Origin of the sequence: Endozoicomonas elysicola, assembly GCF_000710775.1 — a bacterium.
GTDB classification, from domain to species: domain Bacteria; phylum Pseudomonadota; class Gammaproteobacteria; order Pseudomonadales; family Endozoicomonadaceae; genus Endozoicomonas; species Endozoicomonas elysicola.
In genome coordinates, this window is the sequence record NZ_JOJP01000001.1 from 3283798 (window position 1) to 3295092 (window position 11295).

The 11295-nt window shown below is 45.7% G+C and carries 10 protein-coding genes; 6 read left to right on the forward strand and 4 right to left on the reverse strand.

Going from position 1 to position 11295, the window contains the following annotated elements; translation table 11 throughout:
* Window positions 1-380 precede the first annotated feature (380 nt).
* From GV64_RS14110 to GV64_RS14120, 3 genes are all read left to right on the forward strand, one after another.
* A complete protein-coding gene (locus GV64_RS14110) occupies window positions 381-1652 on the forward strand; it encodes an SLC5/6 family protein (protein ID WP_020583577.1) in 1272 nt (423 codons plus the stop codon).
* A 232-nt stretch (window positions 1653-1884) separates the two neighbouring features.
* Window positions 1885-3291 (forward strand): L-serine ammonia-lyase, encoded by a 1407-nt coding sequence (locus GV64_RS14115; RefSeq protein WP_020583578.1) that lies wholly within the window; start codon window positions 1885-1887, stop codon window positions 3289-3291.
* Window positions 3292-3669: 378 nt separating this feature from the next.
* Complete coding sequence (locus tag GV64_RS14120) at window positions 3670-4113, forward strand: hypothetical protein (RefSeq protein ID WP_020583579.1); 444 nt, start codon at window positions 3670-3672, stop codon at window positions 4111-4113.
* A gap of 79 nt (window positions 4114-4192) precedes the next feature.
* Here the strand turns inward: GV64_RS14120 and htpG are convergent, their stop codons facing one another.
* Window positions 4193-6106, reverse strand: coding sequence for a molecular chaperone HtpG (gene htpG / locus GV64_RS14125; protein WP_020583580.1), 1914 nt, complete (start codon window positions 6104-6106; stop codon window positions 4193-4195).
* A 194-nt stretch (window positions 6107-6300) separates the two neighbouring features.
* Window positions 6301-7017 carry a DUF599 domain-containing protein gene (locus GV64_RS14130; RefSeq protein WP_020583581.1) on the reverse strand — a complete coding sequence of 239 codons (717 nt, stop codon included), beginning with the start codon at window positions 7015-7017 and terminating at the stop codon, window positions 6301-6303.
* Window positions 7018-7396: 379 nt separating this feature from the next.
* Here GV64_RS14130 and GV64_RS23855 point away from each other — a divergent pair, with 379 nt between their 5' ends.
* Together GV64_RS23855 and GV64_RS14140 are read left to right on the forward strand one after the other, a co-directional pair.
* Window positions 7397-7795: a hypothetical protein gene (locus GV64_RS23855; protein ID WP_152554063.1), complete on the forward strand. Its 399-nt coding sequence runs from the start codon at window positions 7397-7399 to the stop codon at window positions 7793-7795.
* A 122-nt stretch (window positions 7796-7917) separates the two neighbouring features.
* Window positions 7918-8685: a class II glutamine amidotransferase gene (locus tag GV64_RS14140; protein ID WP_026258403.1), complete on the forward strand. Its 768-nt coding sequence runs from the start codon at window positions 7918-7920 to the stop codon at window positions 8683-8685.
* A gap of 61 nt (window positions 8686-8746) precedes the next feature.
* On the opposite strand, the gene GV64_RS14145 is transcribed toward GV64_RS14140, so the two are convergent.
* Window positions 8747-9115: an RING-HC finger protein gene (locus tag GV64_RS14145; protein ID WP_157237059.1), complete on the reverse strand. Its 369-nt coding sequence runs from the start codon at window positions 9113-9115 to the stop codon at window positions 8747-8749.
* A gap of 131 nt (window positions 9116-9246) precedes the next feature.
* The gene (locus GV64_RS14150; protein ID WP_152554064.1) at window positions 9247-9918 is read right to left on the reverse strand and encodes a hypothetical protein; all 672 of its coding nucleotides are present in this window, start codon (window positions 9916-9918) and stop codon (window positions 9247-9249) included.
* 236 nt (window positions 9919-10154) lie between these two features.
* Between GV64_RS14150 and GV64_RS14155 the strand changes: the two genes are divergently transcribed.
* Window positions 10155-11294 carry an efflux RND transporter periplasmic adaptor subunit gene (locus GV64_RS14155; protein WP_081622171.1) on the forward strand — a complete coding sequence of 380 codons (1140 nt, stop codon included), beginning with the start codon at window positions 10155-10157 and terminating at the stop codon, window positions 11292-11294.
* Window position 11295 lies beyond the last annotated feature (1 nt).

Genomic DNA, 11295 nt, shown 5'->3' on the forward strand with positions numbered 1-11295 from the left:
AAAAAGCATAGCCCTAAAGATTCATATATTACAAAGGGAATAACATTGAGAAAAAAACCTTTATACAAATTATAATCTATACCTACCCACTAACACCCTACGATTTTCAGGTTTAGATAAAGCAGAACCAAAAATAATTCATCTGTCTACACCAATACCCACTTCTGAATAAATCGTGACTCCCCCCTCCTGCAAGTAAATTTCCGAAGCAACAGACACTCAAATATAGGTTTTAACCGAAACCAGCAGTGCAATAGAAAAAAAACCGTCTAATATACCATAAATCAAAAAATAATCATTGTGATCTGAATCAAAACACGAAAAGCACAAAATCTGTACAGTCCGCGACAACTGATTAATTAATGACCGGATAACACCACATGTCACAAACCTTTACTCAATCCATTGCTGTAAATGAAGCCTCGACGGGCGGTTGGGAGAAACGTGATACTGAATGGATGCTGACACTGTTTGGCACAGCAATTGGTGCCGGCGTTTTATTTCTACCAATTAATGCGGGCCTTGGGGGTATCTGGCCTCTGATTCTGATGACCGTACTGATCGGCCCAATGACATTCCTGGCTCACCGCGGCCTGAATCGTCTTTGCCTGTCTTCCAAAAACCCCGGAGCCAATATTACCGAAACTGTTACCGAACACTTTGGCCAAAAAGCGGGCAGCCTGATCACTCTTGGCTACTTTGCTTCCATCTACCCGATTCTTCTGATCTATGGCATCGGTATTACCAACACTGTCAGCTCTTTGATGGTGAATCAGTTAGGCATGGAAGATCCAAACCGGGCCATCTTGAGCTTTGTTCTGGTTGCCGCCATGGTCAGTGTTATGGTCGCTGGTCAGAAGACGGTTTTGAAAGTCACCAATGCCATTGTTTACCCTCTGATCGCCGTACTTTTTGGAACCTCTTTGTACCTGATCCCACAGTGGAATACAGCGCAGTTTGAAGCCTCTATTTCTGCCGGCGATTTCCTGAAAACCGTTTTCCTGACCATTCCAGTTCTGGTCTTCGCTTTCAATCACTCTCCAGCGGTCTCTTCTTTTGCTTCTACGTATCGCAAAGAGCTGGGTAATGACGCAGAACATCAGACCAGTAAAACCTTGAAGCGGACCACCATGATGCTGGTTGGTTTCACCATGTTCTTTGTTTACAGCTGTGTTCTGACCCTGTCTCCAGCAGAGCTTCTGCAAGCAAAGGCTGCCAACCTGCCGATTCTGTCCATTTTTGCCGAGCGCACTGACAACCAGATTTTTGCCTGGCTGGCCCAGGTGGTAGCGATTGTTGCCATCTCTTCATCCTTCTTTGGTCACTACATGGGAACCCGCGAAGGCTTGCAGGGCATGATCGTTAACCGCGCAAAAGCCAAAGGAAAACAGGTTAACCTGAAAGCCATTGATAAAGGCATTATTGTCTTCATCACACTGTCTGTATGGGCTGTAGCTTATGCCAACGTCAGTGTAATGGGCATGATCGAGTCTCTGGTTGCACCAATCCTGGCCATGATCCTCTTCATTCTACCGGTTTACGCAACTCATAAAGTTCCTTCAATGGCACAATACCGTTCTAAGGCCAACATCTTTACGGTGGTGATGGGACTGATTGCCATTACCGGCTTTATTACCTCCCAACTGATCTGATTACCGATCAGTGATACAGCAGTCCGGGACAGTTCGCACAGAACATACGGAAAACCGGGAGTGCTTATGGCACTCCCGTAATATCTGTCCAGGGCAAATAACGGCACAATAGAACAAGAACTTTTCATACAAAGAATGCCTCTAACAGCCATGAGCAATAAATGCCAAAGCACTGAGAGAGCATTCCTGAACTCTTTCTCTGTTCAAACTATCAATAGAGCCCGCAATTACTATGCTCAGTATTTTTGATATTTTCAAAACGGGCATTGGCCCATCCAGCTCACACACTGTTGGCCCAATGTGGGCAGGACACCGTTTTTTAAATGAGCTTGAAGAAAAAGGCATTCTGTCCAGCATCACTTCAATTCGTGCCGGACTTTATGGATCTCTAGCTCTGACAGGCGTTGGTCACGGAACCGATAAAGCAACACTTTTAGGGCTGGCAGGCTATCGCCCGGACACCATAGACCCTGATGAAGCGGACAAGATCTTTGAAAATATCAAAATCAATAAAACCATCAAGCTGGCTGGCAACCATCCCATTGAGTTTGACTACGATACACACTTGATTTTCCATAATGGGGAAACGCTACCAGAGCACCCTAACGGCATGCGAATCTTCGCATCAGACAAGAACGGCGTTGTTGTTTACTACAAATCGTATCTTTCCATTGGCGGCGGTTTTGTAGTCAGTTCCGATGAGTTCAATCAGCCTGAAGCAGCCAATAGCTCAGAAGATAACTGCCCAATCCCCTACCCATTCAGAACAGCAGCTGAGCTTCTCGATCTTTGCCATGAGCATAACCTAACCATTGCTCAACTTAATATTGAGAATGAGATTGCCCGCCATAATGGTGATATCGAACTGGTGAATACTAAAATCGATGGCATCTGGGAAGTCATGCACGCCTGTATAGAGCGCGGCCTCCGTATGGAAGGAACGCTTCCTGTCAGTGGCCTTAAGCGTCGCTCAGCAGACATGCATAAAAAACTAACCAGCAACCCGGAGGCCATGTTGATGGATCACTTTGCCATCATGGACTGGGTTACCCTGTTTGCCATGGCCGTGAATGAAGAAAATGCCTGTGGTGGTCGTGTGGTGACAGCGCCTACCAACGGTGCTGCAGGTGTGATTCCGGCAACGCTGGCTTATTACACCCGGTTTATTTCCAGAAATAACCAGCAGGGTATTCGTGACTTTATTGCCACTGCCGCAGCTATTGGCTCGCTGATTAAAATGAATGCCTCCATTTCCGGTGCTGAAGCCGGATGCCAGGCTGAAGTGGGCTCCGCCTGTTCAATGGCAGCGGCAGCTCTGGCCGCTGTTCAGGGGGCAACCATGGAACAGGTTGAAAATGCTGCAGAGATCGGCATGGAGCACCATCTAGGCATGACCTGTGACCCCATTGCCGGGCTGGTGCAAATTCCGTGCATTGAGCGCAACGGCATGGCTGCCATCAAGGCGATCACGGCATCCCGCCTGGCCATGCGTGGCGATGGTGATCACGCAGTTTCCCTGGATAGCTGCATTGAAACCATGTACCGCACAGGACTGGACCTTCAGGCTAAATACAGAGAAACATCTCTGGGCGGTTTAGCTGTCTATGCAAAAGCACAGCCCATTAAATTAGTTTCTTAAATTACAGACTGTTACCCGTCAGGTGCTATTTCGTGCAGATTCTTATTTAGCACCAGGGATTTGACGGGTAACTACTGCCATCCTATGAAACTTAATATTAAACAATACTTTATATTTCTCCTAACACCTTCTGGGGGGACAGAGGTTGATTATTATTAAAATAACCCTACACCATCTGTAATCAAAAAACTCATCATAATCATATGATTTTATTTAGAAATATACTCATCAACACCCCACTCAACAGCAACAATACAGTCAATAATGAAACAAGCTGTTAGCCCCGCTGACCTCAGCGTTATTGAACGATTTCGATGCAAACACTATAAAATGACTTCAACGAAAGCATTACAACCCAACAATTAAAAGGAGTTAATCATGGGACTTCGAGTTAGTGAATTAGTAAAAAATGGCCAATTTAATCCGCAGAATGATCAGACCAAAGCAGTACCTTCGAGCAGAGAAAGGTCGTCTGGAGGAAACGGTATTAAAAAACTTCTTGGGAAAAACCGTGAGTTCATCCCTTTTAACGACACTGCAAAAACTTCTTCCGGGAGAGTGGTGAGTTCTGACTATGCAAAAATACGCCTTATTACAACAAATGAATTCATAAAAAAACCTGAGCCTGCAATAGATCGAGTATTTGAGCAGGTAACAGTAATTAGGGAGACGGTAACTCCTAAACTAGCTGAATCAGGGGAAACCATTACGACAAGCAGCACACAGCAGGCTACTGAACTTACAGAAAACAAGCTCCTTTCAGAGAAACCAGTAAGAAATCACAATCTGCTATTAACCGTTTATGGATATCCAAAAAAATAGAGTTAAATCAATTTAAAATAAAAAATAACTCAATAACAAGCAAAGGCAATACAGTATGTATCGCCTTTGCTTTTTCTTATTAAACCACCATTTCCAGTAGCAACTTGTTCAATCGTTGAACATAAGAGGCTGGATCATCCAGCTGACCACCCGCAGCCAGGCTGGCCTGATCAAACACCACTCGAGTCAGATCGGCAAAGCGATCTTCATCCGCTTCTTTATCCAGTCGACCAATCAGTGGGTGCTCAGGGTTAATCTCAAAGACAGGTTTCGACTCCGGCATACTCTGGCCTGCGGCTTCCATAATACGGCGCATCTGCATGCCCATATCATTCTGCCCTACCACCAGACAGGCAGGAGAATCGGTCAGGCGATGAGTAACCCGCACCTCCTCAACATCAGCACCCAGAACATCTTTGATCCGCTTAACCAGATCTTCATTTTCTTTGGCTGCTTCTTCCTGCGCTTTCTTCTCATCTTCAGAGTCCAGCTTGCCGAGATCCAGGTCACCACGACCAATGTCTACAAATGAGTTGCCGTCAAACTCGAACAGGTGCGACATCAACCACTCATCAACTCGGTCAGAAAGCAGCAGAACTTCCAGTCCCTTCTTACGGAATACTTCCAGATGCGGGCTGTTGGCTGCCGCTTTAGGAGTCTCTGCCGTAATGTAGTAGATCTTGTCCTGATCTTCCTTCATACGTGAAACGTAACCTTCCAGCGACTGATCCTGATCAGTTCCAGTGCTTTCGGTTGATGAGAAGCGCAACAGTTTAGCAATACGCTCTCGATTGGCATAATCTTCTGCAGGACCTTCTTTGAGAACCTGACCAAACTCTTTCCAGAAGCTGGCATACGCTTCAGGCTCTTTCTTGGCCAGCTTTTCCAGCATATCCAGTACACGTTTGGTCAGCGCTGTCTTCATGCTGTCAACTGCTGGATCTTTCTGCAAGATTTCCCGGGAAACGTTCAGAGAGAGATCATTAGAATCCACCACACCCTTGATAAAGCGCAGATACATAGGCAGGAACTCATCCGCCTGATCCATGATAAACACCCGCTGAACGTAGAGCTTCAGCCCTTTCTGCATATCACGGTTATACAGATCAAATGGCGCTTTGCCTGGAATATAGAGCAGACTGTTGTATTCCAGTTTGCCTTCTACCCGATTATGGCTCCACTTCAGTGGATCGGTATGGTCATGACTGATGTGCTTGTAAAACTCTTTATACTCATCATCCGTGATCTCACTTCGGGAACGAGTCCACAAAGCCTTAGCGGTATTCACGGTTTCCCATTCAGGCGTTGCATCCTTAACGTCTTTTTCCTCATCATCGCCTGCAGGCATCTCTTCCTTGCGCATCAGGATAGGCATGGAAATATGATCAGAATATTTGCGAATAATATTACGCAGACGCCAGCCATCGGCGAACTCTTCAGCTTCCGGCTTTAAATGCAGGATAATGGTGGTACCGCGTTTTTCCTTGTCAATAGGCTCAACAGTGAACTCACCAGAGCCATCAGACACCCAGCAAACGCCTTCTTCTGAACCGGCCTTACGGGTCTCTACAGTAACCTTATCAGCAACAATAAAAGCTGAGTAAAAACCAACACCAAACTGACCAATTAACTGGGAGTCTTTCTTCTGATCGCCTGTCAGCGTACTCAGAAAGTCCGCAGTCCCTGATTTGGCAATGGTACCGAGGTGTGCGATCACATCTTCACGGTTCATACCAATGCCGTTATCAGCAATAGTGACGGTCTTGGCGTCTTTATCGAAATCCACCCGAATCTCAAGATTTGGATCACTGTTCAGCAGCGCACTATTATGGAGAGCCTCATAACGCAGTTTATCCGCCGCATCGGACGCGTTGGAAATCAACTCCCGCAAAAAAATCTCACGATTGGAATACAAAGAGTGGATCATGAGGTGTAAAAGCTGCTTCACCTCAGTTTGAAAACCCAGAGTCTCTTTTTTCGCTTCGACCGTCATTTGAACCTCAATCTCGGTTAATCATCACATTGAGTATTTTGATGATAAGGAGATATGGGCAGAGAATAGAATTTCAAGCCTCCAAACAGCCATAAGCGGAATATACAACTCACTCCAGAGTATGAAAATCGCTACAGAGCCTGAAATAACCGCACTTGCACAGTAAGAAGCACAGCTCAAAATTAAGACAAAAATCAGGAAAAATCGTCAGGAAGATTGTAACCGGCCAGTACTTTTAGCACCTTGGAATGGAACTCCCGGCTGTACAGAATCACCACCACCAGAATTGCTGAGGCCATCAGAAGCTTTGGATCGATAAACCAGCTCAAGGTTGCCAGCGCAAAATAATACGCTCGAAGGCCAAAGTTAAAATGTTTAGCCGCAAGCGTCATTATAAAACCAGAAGCTTTTGCATAATGGAGCTGCTCTGATGACTTATGCTCAACTTCCCGGTAAAGCGGTGCACTCCCCATAACAACACACCCGAAGTTATAGAGCCGCAGACTCCAAGTGAATTCGAAAAATGAATAGACAAAAATAATCACCATCACCAGCATTTTCAACTCCCATAACTCACGGGTTGTGGTACTGACAAATGGTATGGTTGAAAGAACACCAACAGCCTCTTCAGATGCAGCAATTCCGGTAATCAAACCCGCCAGAACAAGAATCGATGTGGAGGCGAAAAAGCTGACGCTGGCTCTAAGGCTGCTCAGTAAACTGGCGTCGGATGTCCGATTTTCTCTGGCTATAATCCGAACCATCCAGTCCTGTCTGTATCGAGCCAGAACACTGGAAAGACAGACGGCATTGCCCGCTTTATAACTGGCATAACACGTGTAACCAATCCAGCTGGTCAACAATGTTGCCAAAGCCAGCCAGTCCTGGAAACTACCCGCACTTAAAAACATTGGGATCCCGCCTTTTCCATATTTGTCTCAAACTCTTCCCGGACCTTCCGGCACATCAGTGGATTTACCGGAAGAATGGCGCAGTTTGCCTGCCGGAGCTGTTTTTATTGCTCATTACTCTGACCGATTACCTAACAGGGCATTCCAGATACAACATTATGAGTATTAACAGCATTTTTATAATTAAAGGCTGTTTTCATCTGATGCCCAATTGATGCAAAATGCACCTCTGATGGTTATTTAATATAGCCCAGTGCATTATTCTAGCCTGCAATACCATTTCCGCCTTCTCACATGGAGAGCAATAAAGCCTCATCAATGAAGGGGAAAGCGACATTATATTTCTGCCATTCATTATAGGATGGTTGTTGGAGAATCGATGACGGAAACGCAATATCTATTGGGCTGGGCTGCTTACCTGACAGGAGCAATCGGCTGTCTGCTAAGCCTTTGGTTTATCATCCGTAAGTGGCATCCGAGACTTAAACGCCCGTTAATGATGATTTTTGCTGTTCTTTTTTTCCTGCCCGGAACCATTTACCCCGAGCAGGATTTCCTCGGCCCTGCGTTCCTGGTCAGCTTATTTGATGGCTTAAGCCTGGGTGTTGATGCCATGTGGCGCAGTGGTCAGGCCGTTGCTTTAACAGCCGGCGTTGCTGCCATGGTGGGACTATTACTGCCCGTTAGCAAAACCAAAGCCAGTAATGGCAAAAAAAAGACGCAGAAAACCAAAAGAAACGATAGCTCTCAACGTCAAAGAAAAGAGCCCACCTGTTGAAAAACTGTAGCAATAAGGAAAGTACTCTACTCCACCTTTTTATATACCACTTTCTTATATAGAAAGAGTGGAGCAATGTATTTTTCACCAAACTATGCAACCTAACGACGACTATTAAGCGCATGTGTGAACTTCTCGGAATGAGTGCCAACACTCCAACAGACATTGTTTTCAGCTTTAGCGGTCTGATGCAACGTGGGGGTAAGACAGGGCCCCATAGCGATGGCTGGGGTATTGCCTTCTATGAAGGTAAAGGGTTAAGGGAGTTTCGCGATCCGAGCCCCAGCTGCGATTCTGAAATCGCCAACCTGGTTTGTCGCTACCCGATTAAAAGTAACATTGTCGTCAGCCATATTCGACAAGCCAATGCCGGTAGAATTGCCCTGGAAAACACCCATCCATTCACGCGGGAGCTTTGGGGAAAGTACTGGACTTTCGCGCACAATGGCCAGTTAAAAGGCATCAAGAAATATCCATTGAAACATTATTTTCCAGTGGGTACTACAGACAGTGAACATGCTTTTTGCTGGATCATGGATCAGATCAGGGAGCGCTTCCCCAGACCACCAAAGCGGACAAGCACGATCCAGAAGTTTATTCAGAAACTCTGCGATCAACTCTGGGAGCTTGGTGTATTTAATATGTTGTTGACCGACTCCCGCTATTTGTTTTGCTACTGCAGCACACGGTTGAACTGGATTACCCGAAGAGCCCCTTTTGATCAGGCCAGTCTGAAAGATGCCGATATCACTATAGATTTTGCCAAAGAAACCACTGAGAACGACGTGGTTACGGTCGTTGCTACTGACCCTTTAACTATCGATGAAACCTGGCAAGCGATGAATCCTGGCGAAATGGTCATGTTTGATCAGGGGGAACTGTGTAAATAGCATCATAAAACCAGCCCTAATTGCATTCTGTACAGTATGGATGAGGGCTAACCTTCAAAGATTAACTCCAGTAAACGTCCATACTTTTCTCTTTAACCTCTCCACGACAAACAGGGCACTCTTTTAGTTCTTCTGCACACCCGCCACAGACCACCAAATGATGGCATTTGGCAAACACTACATTTCTATCATTTTCCATACAGACCGTACACTCTAGCTGGCTTGATTTCTCCTCGAGTTTCCTGGTCAGAACAGCATTTTCTGCTCTCAGTTTTTCAACCTCTATTCTGAGCCCTTCCATCTCTGCAACCGAAGTAGTAGTTTGTACTCTTGGTAATGAAGCACTGTATGAATCTTCATCCTTATTATGCGGTGTAACATGCAACATTACACCGTCTTTCAACCCATAAACACCCAAAATGTCTTTCACATTACTATTCTTTTGACAAATCAGCGTTATTCCAGCTCCAAGGGAGAGGCTTCGAATATGTTTATTACAACAACTTAAAGCATCAACCCCCTTTTCATCATATATTTCTGATGCCGCGGGAGGAATCATGACTACATGTGGTGAAGGTTCCCCTCCTGACGCACCTTCGGATTCAGCTTTGCTGCAGCATGTAGATATTGGTCATTAAGGCTTTCAGTAGTGGTTACTTTCTCATCCAACGGAAACAAAATTACCGTTTCAATTTTCAAACGGTTTTCAGGCAAGTTCAATAAAATCACCTGATTTAACTTTTCAGGCATCCCTCTTCCTGCCTGATCAAGCATTTGTGATAAATCAAACTCGCAGTCTTTCAATAAAGCAGAGGCAGTTTCTAAGGCTTTCCCAGTTCTGTTATGCCAATTCAATGCATTGCTGCAGGGCAATATCAACACTCTTTTATCAGAGCCAGTTTTATTGCCAAGCACACTCTTCAGCCCACCTTCAATAATGGTGAGTGTGTCCGGTCTGGTTAGCTGAGCCAGAGGCTCTGAAGGTGCCTGCACACGAGCCAAAAAATTTTCAACATCCTGCTCTCTGACATATCGACTACTGATGTCCACAGAGTGATATCGAAAATAATCCAACAGAAAACCTGTCTTTTTTGTGAATTTTTTCCCAGTGTGGCTAATGACTACTTTCTCACTTTTTCCATCAATGCCATACAACACACCCTGACCTTTATAGTCCTGATATTTATCGGATAACTGATGACAGAGACCAGGAGATAAAACACTAAAGTCCATAATAACAAGAACACCTTTAGAATCATTTAACCACACCTGGAAAAAACGAGGGATTCCAACGCAAACTCTCATCTCTTTAAGACATTATTATTGATCTCAGGTTCCATAACTCAGCGATACAAACTGTAGATTTGATACAAGTTGCGACAATTTCACTAACTTTCCGCTATATCCTCAAGCTAACCAATCGATATAATCACGCCATTTCAATATTTTCTAATAGAGACCTCCCGGCCATGACAGTAAGACCTTTCTATACACAGCCAGGGGTGGTGATAGCTCCATTACTACCGGCCATATCCAAAGCACTTTTACTGATTGTTTTCAGTTCAATAACAACATTATCGATAGCTTCACAAAAAGGACAGGCCCCTAAGGTGACTGCGTTCCCGGTAATGGAAACCACGCTGCAGCAGAAACTCACAGCATTGGGTAATCTCACTGCCAACCAATCCGTCGATATTACGCCACAGATCAATGGCCGCATTGTAGGACTCAGTCTGACCGATGGCGGGAACATCAAATATGGAGAACGGCTGGTTGAGCTGGATGATCGCGAGCAGTCGGCCATTGTTGCTCAGGCGCGCATCGCTTATGAAGATGCTCAACGTCAACTGGAGTATATGGAGACCCTGATTAAGCGAAAAGCAATCTCGGTTGATGAGCTCAAAGCACAGCGAGCTACGGTTGATCGTCTTGAAGCCGCTCTTTTGGCAGAACTCGCCATTCTGGATTACTACACGCTGGAAGCACCTTTCGGAGGAACCCTGAGCTTTCATGAACTCAGTGTTGGCGCACTGATTAATGCAGGAACGGTCATTACTACGCTGGATGATCTCAGTGCCATGAAACTAACATTCGATCTGCCGGAAAGCAGCCTCAGCCATGTAAGCAAGGGGGCCCGAATAACAGCAACCACCGATGCCTGGCCCGATAAAACCTTCACAGGCACGATCGACAGCATCAGCCCTCGGATTGACCCTGCCAATCTGACCTTTCAGGTTCGTGCCGTTCTTGAAAATCCACAAGCACAGCTTCGTCCCGGCATGCTGATGCGCACCTCTATTGAACGCCCGGGCGAGCAGCAACTGGTCGTTCCTTCCCGCAGTATCCTGTTTGATGGCAATCGACGTTTTGTTTTTGTTATTGACGAGCAAAGTAAGGTTGAACGCCGGCTCATTACTACCGGGCAGACCGTTGACGAATACATTGTGGTTCTGTCTGGACTCAGTGCTGGAGAAATGGTCGTCAATGAAGGTGCGGTTAAAGTCACCGATGGACGTCAGGTGAAAGTGATGACAGAGGATCAACCCACCCTCTCTTCCTCTTTCTCATCAACAGCCGGAAAGCCTATGGCTACTGATGGAATCCTCTGAC

Excerpts from the sequence above, each read along its gene's own strand:
- GV64_RS14110 (WP_020583577.1), top strand. The coding sequence starts at position 381 with ATGTCACAAACCTTTACTCAATCCATTGCTGTAAATGAAGCCTCGACG.
- GV64_RS14115 (WP_020583578.1), top strand. The coding sequence starts at position 1,885 with ATGCTCAGTATTTTTGATATTTTCAAAACGGGCATTGGCCCATCCAGC.
- GV64_RS14120 (WP_020583579.1), top strand. The coding sequence starts at position 3,670 with ATGGGACTTCGAGTTAGTGAATTAGTAAAAAATGGCCAATTTAATCCG.
- htpG (WP_020583580.1), bottom strand. The coding sequence starts at position 6,106 with ATGACGGTCGAAGCGAAAAAAGAGACTCTGGGTTTTCAAACTGAGGTG.
- GV64_RS14130 (WP_020583581.1), bottom strand. The coding sequence starts at position 7,017 with ATGTTTTTAAGTGCGGGTAGTTTCCAGGACTGGCTGGCTTTGGCAACA.
- GV64_RS23855 (WP_152554063.1), top strand. The coding sequence starts at position 7,397 with ATGACGGAAACGCAATATCTATTGGGCTGGGCTGCTTACCTGACAGGA.
- GV64_RS14140 (WP_026258403.1), top strand. The coding sequence starts at position 7,918 with ATGTGTGAACTTCTCGGAATGAGTGCCAACACTCCAACAGACATTGTT.
- GV64_RS14150 (WP_152554064.1), bottom strand. The coding sequence starts at position 9,918 with ATGGACTTTAGTGTTTTATCTCCTGGTCTCTGTCATCAGTTATCCGAT.
- GV64_RS14155 (WP_081622171.1), top strand. The coding sequence starts at position 10,155 with ATGACAGTAAGACCTTTCTATACACAGCCAGGGGTGGTGATAGCTCCA.